Raw genomic sequence first — 13,985 nt, forward strand, 5'->3', positions numbered from 1 at the left:
ACCGCGTGCCCGGACCCCTTGAAGAGGGCCGAAAAGACTCAGCCGACGGATGTCTCAGGCATCTGCCCGACGTGTCCCATGCGATAGCCGACGCCGCGCACGGTGATGATCCACCGACTGGAGCCGAGTTTCGCCCGCAGACTGCTCACATGCGTGTCGATGGTGCGGCTGGTGCGCACCCAATTGCTGCCCCATACCTTGGCCATCAGCTCCTTGCGGGAGACGACGGAATCGGGCCGCGCGGCCAGGGTGTAGAGCAACTCGAATTCCGTGGCCGTCACTTCGACGACACGATCGCGCAGGCGCACCTCACGCGTCCGCGGGTCTATGTGCAGCGGCCGGAGCGAGATGCTGTCCGCACCGACGTACTGCGGCCGGGTGCGGCGCAGCACCGCCTCGATCCGCGCCCCGATCTCGCGCGGACTCCACGTCCTCAGCACACAGTCGTCCGCGCCCGCTTTGAGGGCGAGGACCCGCTCCAGCTCGTTGTCGCGGTGGGTGGAGGCGATCACCGGGATGTCGCTCTCGGCGCGCAGGGTGCGGCACACCTCGAGCCCGTCGATGTCGGGCAGGTCCAGCGAGAGCAGCACCAGATCGGCGTCGTGGTACGTGCGCAGGATCCGGGCCCCGCGGTCGACGGTGTGGGCGGCGTAGCCCTGGCGCCGCAGATCGCCCGCCGTGGACTCGGCCGCGGCGGAGTCAGGCTCCACGACCAGCACTTTCTTCACGCGCCCAGGCCCTTCGCTCCGGCGTCTGCCCAGCGGTAGGCGGCTTCGGCGTGGGTCACGGGCAGCGGTACGGCCGGCGCGGGGAGCGCACCGGGAGCGCCGTACAGATGCTGGTAGGCGTACGCGGCCGAGACCATGGTCATGTGGTGGTGCCAGCCGGGGAAGGAGCGGCCCTCGAAGTCGAGCACTCCGAACTCCGATCCCAGCGCGGTGACGGCCGCACGGGCGGTCGCCTGGCTCCGGGCCAGTGTCAGGACCTCCTCGACGCCCCTGTTCAGCAGGCTGGTGACCCAGTAGCGGGCGGGCTGTCCGGCGTCGCCCGACGGCTGTTCCAGGACGTGGTAGTTGCGGGACACGCCGTCCTTGGCGGCCCCGCGCTGGGCCAGGCGTACGGGTCCGCCGTACACGTTGACCCGGGTCGCCCTGGCGCCGCCGTGCTCGGGCTGGCGCTTCAGCGCATGCGGCTGCCGGGCGTGCGGTTCCTCCATCAGCTCCCCGACCGTGATGACCCTCGGGGAGGGGCGGCCGATCAGTACGATCTGCCCCGGATCGACCTCGCAGACGAAGTCGAGCCCCCGGCGGGCGAGTCCGGCCATGACGCCGCTCGCGTCGTCGCACCGCCGGGTGAGATTGAGCGCCCAGGGCGCGTCGGGGAACAGCGTGCGACCGGCGCCGCCGGCGGCGAAGTCGAGGACGTGGGCGCCCACCGGGCGCCCGGTCTCCGCCTCGGGTATCCGCGCCCGGCGCCGGCGCAGGTCGTCCCAGTCCCACGCGCCGTCGAGCAGCAGGTTCCAGTCGACCGGAAAGCACTGCGTGCCCGTGCCCGTGCCCGTCGCCAGGAAGAGCCCCAGACCGCGCTGGCAGTTGACGGTGCGTCCGGTCGCTTGGTCCAGGCGGCGATGCACGCCCACCGAATGCTCACCCTGTTTCGGGATCAGGAGATCGGCACAGGTCCATGCGTAGGCCGACCGGTTCGCCGCAATGGTTCCGGCGAGTGCGCAGCGCACCTGTTCCCAGTTCCACGGACTGCTGTTGATGAACTGGTGCAGACCGTGCGCCGCGCCCGCCGGCATTAAACCGGCCTGTGCCATACGCCGCGGGGTTTTCTTCCCGGGTGTGTGGAGAAGACCCCACAAGTATGCCCGCGCCCAACGGCGTTGTTCCGCGCGGTGCAGCGGCTTGAATACTTCATCAATGAACATGTGTATGTGCTCGCGCTCACCCGCTGCGACGCGCACTTCCCTTGACGACATGTTTAACTACGCCCCCTCGCAGTCGTGTCGCCGCATCGTTTCGATGTGCCGACAGTCGTACGGGGGCAAAACTACCGGCTTGTTCGCCGATTTCACCGAGCGATCGGTCACTTTGACATTTCGGCCGCTGACCTGCGTGAACGCGAGCAGGCGAGGGATATGTCCCGGTGGGGGCCAGGGGCGCGGGAAGCGGTTGCCGCCGTGCCGTGACCAGCGGCAGGAGAATCCTTTCCGCTGGTCACGCGGCATGTGGGGGGTCCGACGGCGGTGCCGCGGGGGCCGAGGGAAGCAGGTCGGCGGAAAACACCGGATGCGGTCAACACGATGTGAACATCACATTGCGTGCCGCGAACCGTGGTCGAGCAGCCGAACGCGGGCCGACATGCCGTCGGAACGGCGGGGCTACACGCCGGGCCGCCGGGACGGGAAGCCATGGGCGCGGGCGCCGAGCACGACGGCCAGCACGGGCAGCAGGAGGAGCAGCACGGTCCACGGGAACGAGCCGCTGCCGCTCGTGTCGAGCAGGACGCCGCCCAGCACACCGCCGCCGGCCATGGCCACGTTCCACAGGGTGACGAGCATCGCCTGCGCCGCGTCGGCCTGGTCGCCGCCCGCGTCGCCGACGGCGGTCTGCAGCAGCGTGGGCAGCCCGCCCCAGCCCAGACCCCATACGGCGGCGGCGAGGTAGACCAGCGGGCCGCCGTCGGAGAGCACCGTGAGCAGCGCGGCGGCGGCGGCCACCAGCAGGGTGCTGGCCACGGTCAGCGAGCGCAGCCGGTGCTGGATCCGGGCGCCCACGATCCAGATGCCGGCCAGCGAGGTGACACCGAAGGCCAGCAGGACCAGATCGGTCCGGTCGCCCATCCCCAGGCCGTCGAGGAACGAGGCGATGTAGGCGTACAGGACGGTGTGGGCCAGTACGAAGACGAGCGTGACGAAGAGCACCGGGCGCACCCCCGGAACTCCCAGCGCCCGCAGCATGCGCGGCCGTTCACCGCGCCGCTGGCCCGGATAGTCGGGCACGGCGGCGACGATCCACACCAGGAGCACCGCCGTGAGCGCCGTCATCGCCAGGAACGCCGCCCGCCAGCCGAGGGACTTGCCGAGGAAGGTCCCGGCGGGCACGCCGAGGGAGAGCGCCACCGGGATGCCGGCCATCGCGATGGCGATCGCCCGGCCCTGCAGCGCGGGCGGCGCCATGCGGCGCGCGTAGCCGGCGAGCAGGGCCCAGGCCAGACCGGCGGCGACGCCCGCGACGAACCGGGCCGCCATCGTCAGGCCGTAGACGGACGACACCGCCGTGACCGTGTTCGCCGCGGCGAAGCCCGCCACCGCGGTGAGCAGCAGCCGCTTGCGCCGCCAGCCCGCGGTGGCCGCCGTCAGCGGGATCGCGGTGAGCGCGGTGCCGATCGCGTAGATGGTGACCGTCTGCCCCGTCGCGGACTCGCTCGCCTGGAGGTCGTGGCTCATCTCGGGCAGCAGGCCGGCGGGCAGCGTCTCGGTGAGGCTGGTGATGAACACGGCGGTGGCCAGGGCGAGCAGCGCCGCCAGCGGCAGCTTCTGCCCGCGCTCCGCAGGCTCCTTCGGCGCCGGCGGCGCGCTGCCGGAATCCGCGCCGGCGGCGGCAGCCGTATCGGGTGAGGCGCTCATGGGGGTGGTACTCCGTATCTCGTGGGGCCGATGCCGGGGCCCGCGGCGGGAGTTCGGCGGTGCGCGCGGCCGTGCGGGCGCCGGGCGCCCGGCGGCTGGGCCGACCGGCACCACGACTGTGGGGGCGGACACTTCGGGAATGCTTCGGGAAACCTTCGGGAACGCTTCGGAGCCGGTACCGGAACAGCTGAGTGCTTTTACTGGAGGGGTACGGTTGTGCACATGCGGTTAGGGGTGCTCGGACCACTCGCGGTGTGGGACGACGAAGGGGAGCCGGTGCAGGTCCCCGAGACCAAAGTGCGGGCTCTGCTGGCGGATCTGCTCGCGCACGACGGCGGCCCCGTCTCCGCGGACCGGCTCATCCACGACCTGTGGGGTGACAGCCTTCCCCGCAATCCGGCCGGGGCGCTGCAGGCCAAGGTCTCCCAGCTGCGCCGGGTCATCGGCCGCGAGCGGCTGGTACGGCAGCCGCCGGGATATCTGCTGCGGCTCGGCCCCGCCGACGAGGTGGACGCCACGCGGTTCGCGCGCCTCGTCGCCGAGGCCCGCTCCGTCCACGACCCGCGGGCACGGGTGGCGCTGCTGACCGAGGCCCTCGGGCTGTGGCGGGGGCCGGCGTACGCGGACTTCGCCGACGAGGAGTTCGTACGGGCGGCGGGGGAGTGCCTGAGCGAGCAGCGGCTGGCCGTGCTGGAGGAGCGGGCCGAGGCCCGCCTCGACGCCGGGGACCACCTGCTCCTCGCCGGCGAACTGGCCGCCCTCGTGGCCGAACACCCGCTCCGGGAGCGGCTGCGGGCCGTGCAGATGCGGGCGCTGTACCGCGCGGGCCACCAGAGCGAGGCCCTCGCGTCGTACGAGAACCTGCGGACCCGCCTCGCCAGGGACCTGGGCGCCTGCCCGGGCCCCGCACTGAGCACCCTCCACCGGGCACTCCTCCGGCAGGACCCGGGACTGGAGGCTCCGGCCGTGACGGAGGTGACTCTGACGGAGGGGGTGGGTTCGGGGGCGGCTGCGCGGGCTGCTGCGGAGACGGCTGCGCGGGTGGCTGGTGAGGAGGCGGCTGCGGAGGCGGCTGCCGGGTTGGCTCAGGGGGCGGCTCGGGGGTTGGCCGTGGGGCCGGGGTTGGCCTCGGGGTCGGTCGTGGGGGCGGCGTCGGGGTCTGTTGTGGGGTCGGCGTTGGGGTCTGTGGTGGGGTCGGCGTCGGCTCTTGCTGTGGGTTCGGCGTCGGGTTCGGCTTCCGGTCCGGGGTCGGCTTCGGGTGGGGGGCCGGGGGCGATCCCGGGTGCGGGTGCGGGTGCGGGTGCGGGTGCGGGTGCGGGTGCGGGTGCGGGTCCGGACCCGGGTCCGGCTTCGGCTTCGGATCCGATCCTGGGTGCGCGTCCGGCTCCGGGGGCGGCTCCGGCGTCGGCATCAGCGTCGGTCCCGGACGGGGAGCCGGCCTCGGCTTCGGCTCTGGGACCGGCCTCGGCTCCGGCGGTGGACTTCGCCTCGGCTCCGACTCCGGCTCCGGAGCGGGGCCAGTCGCTGACTTCGGCCCAGAATCCGGCTGTGGAGTCGGTTCCTGCCCCGGCTCCTGCGTCGGCTTCGGCGTCGGCGTCGGTCCCGGCTCCGGACTCTCTCCCCGCTCCGGCCTCGGCGTCGGTCCCAGTCGCAGCCGCGACCTCGGCCCCGACACCAGCCTCATCCCCAGCCCCCGCCCCAGCCTCGGCTCTCACCCCGATCCCGATCCCGACCCCGATCCCGACCTCGGCCCCGACGCCACCCCCGTCTCCCACCTCCGCCCGGCTCCCCGTCCCGCTCACCGCTCTCATCGGACGGGGTGAGGTCCTCGGGGAGTTGTCGCTGCTGCTTGAGCGGCAGCGGCTGGTGACCCTGACCGGGCCCGGAGGGGTCGGGAAGACGCGGCTCGCCGTGGCCGCCGCGCAGGGTGTCGCCTCCGGTGCGGACGCCGGCCTTTCCGACGGGGTGTGGTTCGTCGAGTTCGCGGGTGTCCGCAGCGCCACCCCCGACGACCTCGCCGAGATCGTCGCCGCGGCCCTCGGTGTCCGCGACGACGCCCCCTCCGCCCCGCCCGCCACCGGCACCGGGGCCATCTCGCCCACCCTCCGGCTGACCGCCGCCCTGCGCGACCGCCGTACCCTGCTGGTGCTGGACAACTGCGAACACGTCGTCGCGGCCGCCGCCGAGCTGGCCGGGCTGCTCCTGAGCAGCGCGCCCCAGCTGCGCATCCTCACCACCAGCCAGGAACCGCTCGCCCTGGCGGGCGAGACCGTGTTCCTGGTCGAGCCGCTCCCCACCCCGGACGCCGTACGGCTGTTCACCGAGCGGGCCGCCGCCTGCGCACCCGGCTTCCGGCTCGGCTCCGCCGAACCCGACGGCACCGGCGCGAACACCGGCTCCGACCACGCCGCCGTGGCCGAGATCTGCCGCCGCCTCGACGGCATTCCGCTCGCCCTGGAACTGGCCGCGACCCGGGTACGCGCCCTGGGCGTCCGGGAGCTGGCCGCCCGCCTCGGCGACCGGTTCCGGGTGCTGACCTCAGGACAGCGCGGCGCACCCGCCCGCCAGCAGACCCTGCGCGCGATGATCGACTGGAGCTGGGAGCTGCTCAGCGGGCCCGAACGCGTCGTGCTGAGCCGTCTCGCCGTGCACAGCGACGGCTGCGACCTCGAAGCGGCGGAGGCGGTGTGCGCGGGGGAGGGCGTGTCAGGCGGCGCGGTGCTCGACCTCGTCACCCGGCTCGTCGAGAAGTCCCTCGTCGTCGTCACGGACGGCCCCTGCGGCCCCCGTTACCGCCTCCTGGAGTCGGTCGCCGCGTACGCCACCGAGCGGCTGCGCGAGCCGGCCGGCGCGACCACCGCGCGCGAGCGCCATCTGCGGCACTACCGCACGCTCGCCGAGCAGGCCGAGCCCCGGTTGCGCGGCCCGCGGCAACGGGACTGGCTGGCCCGCATGGACACCGAGGCGGGCAATCTGCGCGCCGCCCTCGACGAGGCGCTGCGCCGTGCCGCCGCCGGGCACACCGAGGAGGCCGTACGGCTCGCCACCGCCCTGTCCTGGTGGTGGCTGCTGCGCGGTCGCCTCACCGAGGCCCGCCGTGGACTTGCCGCCGTCCTCGCGGCCACGTCCACCGCCACCGCCGGCGCCCCCGATCCCGAACTCGCCCTGCTGCACAGTGCGTTCGTGCTGCTGACCGGTGAGCGCACGGTGATCTCCGACGCGGATGCCGTACCCGATCCGGTACGCCGGGCCCGGGCGCTGTGGCTGAACGCCTACGGCATGTTCAGCGTGGGCGACCTGAACGGCAGCCGTGCCCTCAACACCCGCGCCCTCGCCCACTTCGAGGCAGCGGACGAGCAGTGGGGCAGTGCCGCCGCGCTGGGTCTGCGGGCGGCCCTCGCCCTGGTCCGCGGCGACCTGGACGGGCTCGCCCGGGACGGCCGGCGCAGCCGCGCCCTCTTCCGCGAGCTGGGCGACCGGTGGGGCGAACTGCAGACCGTCTCGCCGCTGGCCGCGCTGGCCGAGATCAAGGGGGAGTACGCCGAGGCGGCGCACCGCCAGCACGAAGGGCTGCAGATGGCACGCGAGTTGTGCCTCCAGGCAGAGGTCTCGGCCCGGCTGTCGGGGCTGGGCCGCCTGGCGCTGCTCGCCCGCGACTTCGACCGCGCACGCGAACTGCACACGCAGGCCCGCCGTATCGCCGTCGAACAGGGCTACAAGTACGGCGAGATCCACGCCGACATGGGTCTCGCCCTCGGCGCCCGGCGCTCCGGCGACGTCGACGCGGCCGAGGCGCACCTGCTGCGCATCCGGGACGCCCACGCCGACGTCTCCTCACCGGCCGGGGACCATCTGCTCCACGCCGAACTCGGCTTCATCGCCGAACTCCGCGGTGACGCCGCCGGGTCCGCCGCCCAGCATCTGCGGGGGCTCGGCATCGCCCGCTGCCTCGACGAGCCGCGTGCCGTCGCCCTCTCCCTGGAGGGGCTCGCCGGCACGGCCGCCCTGTGCCGGGACCGGGCGGGCGCCATGTGCGCGGCCCAGCTCCTCGGTGCCGCGCATGCCGCGCGCGGCAGCGTCGGCGCACCGCTTCCGCCGGCCGAGCGCGGCGACGTCGACCGGATCACCGCGGCGGCACGGGCCGTACTGGGCCCACGCGCCTTCGGCGAGGCATTCGACCGCGGGGCCTGGCTGAGCCCGGACGAGGCGGAGCGGCAGGCACGCGCCACCCTGGCCGCCCTGGCGGACCAGGCCGCCTGACCGGCGCTCGGTGACGCGTCGGGCGGCCCCGTCGGGACTGAGTGCACCCGTAGTGGCGGATGGTAGGGGGGCAACTCGGCCCCCACGTGCCGGCGTTCGCGAGCGGAGCATGCCTCGGCCTGGCCGAGGCGGAGCGGCAGGCACACCCCACCCTCACCCTGGCCGCTCCGGCGGATCAGGCCGCCTGGCCGGCGCTCAGTGTCCGGGCGGGCGGCCCGACCGGGCTCGGTGCCCCGCAGCGGCGGCGAGGAGACCGCCTGGCCAGCGTTCGGCGTTGGGCGTTCCTCGGGCCGCCCGGGCGGATTCAGTGCCCCCTGGTGGCCGACAGGGTCGCGTAGCCCATCTCGGGCCGCCCGAAGCCGAGCGGCAGGCGCGCGCCACCCTCACCCTGGCGGCCCTGGCGGCCCTGGCGGCCCAGGCCGCCTGGCTGGCGTTCGTCGGGTCGCCCCGGCGGGTTCAGTGCCCCCCGGTGGCCGACAGGGTCGCGGAGTCCAGGCCCGTCGACGCGGTGTCGATGATGCCGTCCAGGACGTCGCGGGACCGGACCAGGTCGGCGATCATCCGGTCGAGCCGGTCGCGCTCCGCGGTCAGTTCGTCGACGAGCCGGGGGGTCGCGCTGTCACTCGGTGTGCCGTCGCCGTCGCGCATGCAGGGGAGCAGCTGGGCGATCTTCTTGCTGTTCAGCCCCGCCGCGTAGAGCGCCTGGATACGAATGACCCGGTCGACGGCCCATTCACCGTAGTCGCGGTGGCCGCCGGGGGTCCGCTCGGCCCACAGCAGGCCGTTCGCCTCGTAGTAGCGCAGCGACCGCTCGCTCACCCCGCTGCGCCGGGCCAGTTCACCGATCCGCATCTCCCACCCGTCCATTTCGCCGGAGGACTTGAATCTGACGCCGGTGTCAACTTCTAGCGTAGCCGGTGACGCACATCGAACCATTGACGGAGGAAGCTCGATGACTGACCTGACCGGCAAGGTGGCGCTGGTGACCGGCGGCAGCCGCGGTATCGGCGCGGCGATCGCGAAGCGGCTGGCCGACGCGGGAGCGGCGGTCGCGGTGACCTACGTCCAGGCGGAGGACCGGGCGCGCGAGGTCGCCAAGGCGATCGAGGCGGACGGCGGGAAGGCCGCGGTCATCCAGGCCGACCTGACCGAGCCGGACGCCGCGGCGCGGGCCGTGGAGGAGACGGTCCGCGAACTGGGCGGCATCGACATCCTGGTGAACAACGCGGGCTTCCTCGCCTACGGTCCGCTGGACGAGGTGACCACCGAGTACCTGGACCGGGTGCTCGCCACGGACGTCCGGTCGGTGTTCCTGGCCGCGCAGGCCGCCGCCCGGCACATGGGCGACGGCGGACGGATCATCAGCATCGGGTCCTGCTTCAACGGGCGTGTCCCCGCAGGGAACTTCGTCCTGCAGGCGATGGCCAAGACCGCGCTCGTCGGCCTGACCAAGGGACTCGCCCGGGAGCTCGGGCCGCGCGGGATCACCGCCACCATCGTGGACCCGGGCCCGATCGACACCGACATGAACCCGGCCGACGGCGACTCCGCCGACTGGCAGCGCTCCCTCACCGCCCTCGGCCAGTACGGCGAGGCCGAGGACATCGCCGCCGCCGTGGCCTATCTGGCGGGGCCGGCCGGCCGCTACATCACCGGCACCTCCCTCGCCGTGGACGGCGGATACACCGCCTGACAGCAGGCCCCGGCCACGCGCCCACCGAAAACGGTCCGCCGCATTCCGCGGCGGGCCTTTTCGGCTTTTCCACTGGTTCACAGCGGATTCCAGAACTTATTTCAAGGCTGAATTATTCGCAGACCTTGCCTGGCGTGACACTCCCTTACAGCCCTTGACACAGCTCTGACAAAGGACCCAGCGCATCTTTGCACGAGGTCGCGCAGCATGTTCGAGGCAGCGCACATCCAGCGCGGAGCCCGGCGGAAAAGGAAGCCGGCTCCGGAACAAGGAGGGAACGCCATGGCTGAACCGGCGAACTGGGGGAGCCTCCCGAGCCCGCCCCGCCTGTCCGACGCGACCCTGCGCGACTCCGCCCACATGGGAGGTGTCGAATTCGGTCCCAAGGACGCCACGGTCATCGCCGAGCTGCTGGTGAAGACCGGCGTCGACCTGGTCGAGGTCGGCATGGTCTCCGGCCCGGACGCCAAGGACGCCGACCTGATCCTCGCCACGCACGAGGCGATCAGCCCCGAGCGCAGCATGACCCTGGTGGTGGTCCGGGACCGCGAGCAGGTCGCCAAGGCCCTCGACGAGGCCGAGCGGCTGGGCGTGCGGCACATCATGTACTCCATCCCCACCTCCGAGCAGCACGCCCGGCTGAAGCTGGGCTCGCCCAGCGCCAAGTTCCTCCAGGTGCTGGCACGTTCGGCGATCACCCAGGCCAAGGAGCGCGGCTTCCACGTCACCTTCAGCGGCGAGGACGGCGCCCGCACCCCCAAGGAGCGGCTCGTCCCGTACGTCACCGCCGGTTTCGAGGCCGGGGCCGACCGGTTCCGGCTCGCGGAGACCGTCGCGTACCTGTCGCCCTGGCAGATGGAGGAAGTGATCGCCGACCTCACCGCGATCGACGGCTCCGAGATCGAGATCCACTCGCACAACATGCTGGGCATGGCCGTCGCCAACTCCCTCGCAGCCGTCCGCGCGGGAGCACAGTGGATCTCGGCCACCGTCGGCGGCATCGGCGAGCGGGGCGGCAACGCCCCCCTGGCCGAACTGCTCACCTCGCTGCGCGTCATCCACGGCGACACCCGCTTCGACCTGACCCACCTCACGGAGCTGTCGCAGGCCGCCCTCAGGGGCGCCGGACTCGGCAGCGCCTTCCAGTCCGGCCCGACGACACCGCACGCCTTCGCCTACGAACTGCCGGGCCAGCTCAGCAACCCCGAGGCGTACGAGACGCTGCCCGCCGAACTCGTCGGCAACACCCGTGAGCTGCGCGTGCGCACCCGGCTCACCCCGGCGCTCGTCAGGTGGGCGCTGGCCGGCTCGGACATCGACGTCGACGCCGACGCCTTCACCGCGTGGCTCATCGAGCGGCAGGAGCGCAACGGCAGCCCCGTGCTGGACGGCGAGGCGGTCCGCGAGGCCGCCCGCCACTTCCAGGCCGCCTGAGCCCCCGTACCGCGGCGGGACCGCCCGGCCCCGTACCGCATCCCCGTCATTCATCACCGTGATCGGAGTTCTTTCATGAGCACCGCTGTTCTCACCGGCTCCTGCCCCGAGTGCGAGACCGACCTGACCGTGCCGGAGATGGTGGAGGGCGAGACCCTCTCCTGCCCCGAGTGCATGCTCACGCTCCGCATCGAGGGCATCGACAACGGCCGGCTGACCCTGCAGATGGTCGAGGTCCAGCTGCGCGACTGGGGTCAGTGAGATGGCCAACCGAGTTGCCGTCGTCGCCGACCGGGTCGGCTGGGAGGAACGCCGGCTCATCGAGATCGCCCCGGAGCAGGGGCTGCGGCTCGACTGGGTCAACGACGAGTCCCTGTGCGCCGGCCACCGCGACGCGCTGTCCGTCAAGGACTACGCCGCCCTGCTGGTGCGCAGCCGCAGCTACACCCGCGGCGGCCTGATCGCCACCCTCGCCGAGGCCGACGGCTTCCGCGTCCTCAACTCCGCTGCCGCGATCCACGCCTGCGAGAACAAGCTGGTCCTGCGCGCCGTCCTGCGCGAGGCGGGCCTGCCCGTGCCGGACTTCCGGCTCGCCCTGTCCCGCAAGGACTTCGAGCGGGCCCTCGACGAACTGGGCGTGCCGGTCGTGCTCAAGCCGGTCTACGGCGGCATGGGCAAGCGCGTCACCCTGATCCGCGACAGCGACCTGGCGCACTCCGTCTACGACTACGTCGAGGACCTCGGCCACGCCTTCGAGCAGGCCTGCCTGGTGGAGCCCTACCTGGGCGGCGGGTCGATCCGCTGCCTGGTCGTCGGCCGGGAGATCGTCGCCGCCGCCGAGTTCGAGAGCGCGGGCGCCGACTGGCGCAGCAACGCGGCGCTGGGCAACCAGAGCCGGGCCCTGGCCCACGACCCCGACGTGCAGAAGATCGTGGACGGTGTCGTGGACCGCCTCGGCAGCGGCATCTACGGCGTCGACCTGTTCCGGACCCCGTCGGGCTATCTCGTCAACGAGGTCAACCACGCTCCCGCCTGGCGGGGCGTGGCATCGACGACCGGAGTCGACATCGCGTCGGTCGTCGTCCGTCACATCCTGGAGACACTCGAATGATCCGTGTGGGAATCGCCGGCGCGTCAGGACTCGCCGGCGGCGAACTCATCAGGCTGGTCAGCCAGCATCCCGAGATGGAGCTGACCTTCCTCGGCGGCTCGTCGAGCGCCGGCCGGCGCCCGGCCGAGCTGCACCCGGGACTCCGCCTCGACCTGGGCCTGACCGTCGAACCGGTCACGGCCGACCGGGTGGCCGAGCGCTGCGACGTGGTGTTCCTCGCCACGCCCGCCCCGGTCTCCGCCCGGCTCGCCGCCGAGCTGGCCGACCGCGTCCCGTGCGTCACCGACCTCAGCGGCGCCTTCCGCATCCGCACCCCCGAGCTGCACCAGCGCTGGTACCCCAAGGCCGAGCGGACCACCGAACTGGCGGACCGCTTCGTCTACGGCGTGCCCGAACTCGTCGGCGACCAGCTCGTGGACGCCGCGCTGATCTCGGTGCCCGGCTGCTACGCCACCGCCATCACCCTGGGGCTCGCACCGCTGACCCTCGGCCTCGGCCTGAACCTGCGCACGGTCGTCATCGACGGCAAGAGCGGCTCCAGCGGCGGCGGCCTGCAGATGCGCGTCCCGGACCTGCACCCGCTGCGCAACGGCGCCATCGCGCCGTACGCGCCCACCGGGCACCGGCACGCCGCCGAGGTCAGCGACTTCCTCGAGCGCAGCAAGCCCGGCAGCGTCAGCTCCCTGGCCATGTCGGCGTACGGGGTGTCGCACGTGCGCGGGCTGCTCGCCAGCTCCTACGTCTACACCGACGACCAGGTGGACCAGCGCGAGCTGCAGCGCGCGTACATCCGGTTCTACAAGGAGCACCCCTTCGTACGGGTGCGCCGGCACAACGAGACGCTGATCCCGGTGCCCGACCCGCAGGCCGTGCTCGGCTCCAACTACTGCGACGTGACCCCCCTGTACGACCCGGACGGAGGCCGCATCGTCGTCCTCGCCGCCCTGGACAACCTCGTCAAGGGCGCCGCGGGCCAGGCCGTGCAGGCAGTGAACAAGCGCTTCCGACTGGCCGAGGACACGGGCCTGACCATGCAGCCGGTGATGCCCGCATGACCGCGATCCCGACCCCGCAGCCGCCGACCGTCGTGAAACTCGGCGGCAGCTGCCTGGCCGACCTCGACGGCACCTGGTGGGACGACCTCGCCCGGCACGGCATGCAGCGTCCGCTGGTCCTCGTCCACGGCTGGTCCAAGCCGCTGAAGAAGCTCAGCCCCCGCTACAGCGAGCCCTCGGCGATCCTGCGCGACCGGTACGGCAACCAGAGCCGCTGGACCACGCCCGAGGTCATCGCCGACATCAAGACCGTCAGCGCCGAGCTGGGCGAAGAGGTCCTGCTCCGCCTGGAGCAGCGCGACCTCACCGCCGAGCGGCTGCTCGGCAGCGACGGGCTGGTCGCGGCCGGCGAGGGCGAGCGCTGGTGGTGGAAGGACAAGCGGCTCGTCGAGCTGGAGAACCTGGTCGGCCCGATCACCGGTGTCGACCCGGCGCCGCTGGCCAAGCTGCAGCCGGGGCACGCCTACCTCGTCACACCGCTGGCCCGCAACGCCGCGGGCCAGGAGGTGAACACCGACGCCGACCGGGCCGCCGCCGCGATCGCCGGGGCCGTCGGCGCCACCGATCTGATCCTCGTCACCGATGTCGCGCACCTGCTCATCGACGGCGAGCCGGTGAGCGAGATCACCGCGCAGGCGGCGGCCGAGTTCCGCGACAAGGGCGCCACCGGCGGCATGCGCAAGAAGCTGCGGGCCGCCGGCGAGGCCCTGGAGCGGGGCGTGGAGCGGGTCGTCATCGGCAGCGCGCCCGTCACGGACCTGATCGCCGCCCGTACCGGCACCGTCATCACCCGAACCTGAG

11 protein-coding genes are annotated in these 13,985 nt (G+C 73.0%); 7 read left to right on the top strand and 4 right to left on the bottom strand.

Annotation, left to right across the window (positions count from 1 at the left end; genetic code table 11):
- Positions 1-38: 38 nt before the first annotated feature.
- The 3 genes from ACF073_RS07005 to ACF073_RS07015 form a co-directional block, all read right to left on the bottom strand.
- The gene (locus ACF073_RS07005; RefSeq protein WP_392067322.1) at positions 39-728 is read right to left on the bottom strand and encodes a response regulator transcription factor; all 690 of its coding nucleotides are present in this window, start codon (positions 726-728) and stop codon (positions 39-41) included.
- On the bottom strand, positions 725-1,981 hold the full coding sequence (locus ACF073_RS07010; RefSeq protein ID WP_392067323.1) for a transposase: 1,257 nt from the start codon (positions 1,979-1,981) through the stop codon (positions 725-727). The genes ACF073_RS07005 and ACF073_RS07010 overlap by 4 nt, the downstream gene beginning before the upstream one ends.
- 402 nt (positions 1,982-2,383) lie before the next feature.
- Positions 2,384-3,631 carry an MFS transporter gene (locus tag ACF073_RS07015; RefSeq protein WP_392067325.1) on the bottom strand — a complete coding sequence of 416 codons (1,248 nt, stop codon included), beginning with the start codon at positions 3,629-3,631 and terminating at the stop codon, positions 2,384-2,386.
- Between the two features lie 222 nt (positions 3,632-3,853).
- Between ACF073_RS07015 and ACF073_RS07020 the strand changes: the two genes are divergently transcribed.
- On the top strand, positions 3,854-7,891 hold the full coding sequence (locus ACF073_RS07020) for a BTAD domain-containing putative transcriptional regulator (RefSeq protein ID WP_392067327.1): 4,038 nt from the start codon (positions 3,854-3,856) through the stop codon (positions 7,889-7,891).
- Positions 7,892-8,347: 456 nt separating this feature from the next.
- Here the strand turns inward: ACF073_RS07020 and ACF073_RS07025 are convergent, their stop codons facing one another.
- Positions 8,348-8,743 (bottom strand): MerR family transcriptional regulator, encoded by a 396-nt coding sequence (locus ACF073_RS07025; RefSeq protein ID WP_392067329.1) that lies wholly within the window; start codon positions 8,741-8,743, stop codon positions 8,348-8,350.
- Positions 8,744-8,843: 100 nt separating this feature from the next.
- Here ACF073_RS07025 and ACF073_RS07030 point away from each other — a divergent pair, with 100 nt between their 5' ends.
- From ACF073_RS07030 to ACF073_RS07055, 6 genes are all read left to right on the top strand, one after another.
- Positions 8,844-9,584, top strand: coding sequence for an SDR family NAD(P)-dependent oxidoreductase (locus ACF073_RS07030; protein ID WP_392067331.1), 741 nt, complete (start codon positions 8,844-8,846; stop codon positions 9,582-9,584).
- Between the two features lie 282 nt (positions 9,585-9,866).
- Entirely contained in the window at positions 9,867-11,018 is a 1,152-nt protein-coding gene (locus ACF073_RS07035; RefSeq protein ID WP_392067332.1) for an isopropylmalate synthase, read from the top strand.
- A 75-nt stretch (positions 11,019-11,093) separates the two neighbouring features.
- Positions 11,094-11,279, top strand: coding sequence for a lysine biosynthesis protein LysW (locus ACF073_RS07040; protein WP_392067334.1), 186 nt, complete (start codon positions 11,094-11,096; stop codon positions 11,277-11,279).
- A 1-nt stretch (position 11,280) separates the two neighbouring features.
- Positions 11,281-12,129 (top strand): RimK family alpha-L-glutamate ligase, encoded by an 849-nt coding sequence (locus ACF073_RS07045; protein WP_392067336.1) that lies wholly within the window; start codon positions 11,281-11,283, stop codon positions 12,127-12,129.
- Positions 12,126-13,184, top strand: a complete 1,059-nt coding sequence (gene argC, locus ACF073_RS07050) for an N-acetyl-gamma-glutamyl-phosphate reductase (protein ID WP_392067338.1) — start codon at positions 12,126-12,128, stop codon at positions 13,182-13,184. The genes ACF073_RS07045 and argC overlap by 4 nt, the downstream gene beginning before the upstream one ends.
- The gene (locus ACF073_RS07055; protein WP_392067340.1) at positions 13,181-13,984 is read left to right on the top strand and encodes an acetylglutamate kinase; all 804 of its coding nucleotides are present in this window, start codon (positions 13,181-13,183) and stop codon (positions 13,982-13,984) included. The genes argC and ACF073_RS07055 overlap by 4 nt, the downstream gene beginning before the upstream one ends.
- The last annotated feature ends 1 nt before the right edge of the window (position 13,985 follow it).

It is taken from the genome of Streptomyces sp. NPDC015171, assembly GCF_043079545.1.
In the GTDB taxonomy this organism is placed as follows: Bacteria; Actinomycetota; Actinomycetes; order Streptomycetales; family Streptomycetaceae; genus Streptomyces.